Below are 1,848 nucleotides of genomic sequence, written 5' to 3' on the forward strand. Positions count from 1 at the left end.
ACGAAAAAGAGTGTGCTACGAATGATCAAGGAATTGTAACCTGTCGTTTTCTTCACAAAAAGGGTTGGTATGTTTGGTTGGAAAATAAATTTAAGTGGTTATCGGACGAGCAAGGTAAACGTACTCAGAATTTAGGGATTTGGCGTGATATATCAGAACGTAAGATTGTTGAAGATCGGTTCGTACAGGCACAACGTTTAGGTCAATTCGGCAGCTTTGAACGAGATTTGGATGAAGATTCCATTGCATGGTCGGACGAAATGTTCCGAATACATGGGCTAGAACCTGCTTTAAGAATAGATTTGTGTAAAGCGATGGAGCCCATATTCGTAGATGACCGTGAGAAAGTAGCACTCGCGATTAAGCAAGCCATACTGGTTGGAATGTCGGATATAGAATACAAGATTACACGACAGGATGGCGATATCCGTCATTTGCGTTCCCAAATTGAACGAGTGGTTCTAGATGGGGGGCGAATGGCCGTACGTGGATTGGTTCATGATATTACCATTCACAAACGAGTTGAGCATGAGTTGATCCAAAGTAAAGCTAAATTGGAAATTGCTCAAGAAATAGCAGGTTTGGGTCATTATGAGTGGGATACAATTAATAACATGGTGTATGTATCAGATGAATTGAACGCGTTATTTGGTTGCAAAGATGCGGTCCAAACGTTGCCTATTGAGGTACTTCATGAAAGTATACACCCTGAGGATAATTTAAGAATGAAGATGGCCATAAAAAAAGCCTTACATGAAGGGACAATGGATCTCATTTTTAGAGTCGTAGTTAGAGACGAGGTGCGCATTCTGCATACCTTAGCCAAGACTACGTATGATGAGTGGGGAAGAGCGCTGTGTTTATTCGGCACAGTTCAGGATATTACAGTTCAAAAACAGACGGAGGAGTTGCTTCGTAAAACGGAGAAATTGCATGTAGCTGGCCAATTGGCTGCTGGTATTGCTCATGAGATTCGTAATCCGTTGACGGCGCTTAAGGGCTTCGTGAAGCTGATGTGCCACGCCAATGAAGAAAGTAAAATGCGCTATTATCATATCATGCAAGAAGAGTTTAATCGGATTGAGTTGATTCTCGGAGAATTGCTCATTCTTGCCAAGCCGCAAGCCGTTGCTTACATGCCGCATGACCCTGTAACGATACTTGAAGAAGTGATACAGCTCTTAAATACGGAAGCCATCATGAATAATGTTGAAATTATGCTGATTGCCAATACGATTCTTTCATCTGTCAATTGTGAGCGTAATCAAATCAAGCAAGTTTTTGTCAACGTGATCAAAAATGCGATTGAAGCGATGCCAACTGGCGGCATATTGACTATTACAGCACAAAATCAAGCTAACGGCGTCAACCTGCAGTTTGTGGATCAAGGCCAAGGTATTTCAGAGGATAGACTGCCGCGGATAGGTGAACCCTTTTACACGACAAAGGAAAAAGGGACAGGGCTTGGTATGATGGTGAGTTTTACAATCATTGAAGAGCACCACGGTGTGATCCGATATCAAAGTAAGCTAGGCGTTGGAACGACGGTCAGTATTCAATTACCGTCATCTGTACAGTAAACTTGGTCTCAAACGTGTGTAACTGTCAAAGTTCGCAATAAGGTAGTCAATCTGCGACAAGATGCCTCCTCTTAAATATGCTAAAGTGAAAACGTGCTTAATAATTGTGAATCTGACAAGAAAAAGGTGACGTACAGTGGAGAAAGTAAGGATTGGTATCGTTKGTCTAGGTAACATGGGAACTGGACATGCCAAATATTTAGTGAATAATGAAGTCAAAGGCGGCGTTCTTACCGCTATTTGTGAACCGCGAGCAGATCGTCTAGAG

At 42.2% G+C, this 1,848-nt stretch carries 1 protein-coding gene; it reads left to right on the forward strand.

Annotated elements, in window-relative coordinates:
- On the forward strand, positions 1 to 1,580 hold a 1,580-nt coding region (locus AC1DLM_RS35245), incomplete at its 5' end, for an ATP-binding protein (protein ID WP_477572608.1).
- Between the last annotated feature and the right edge of the window lie 268 nt (positions 1,581 to 1,848).

The organism is Paenibacillus sp. 01T442 (assembly GCF_056398345.1).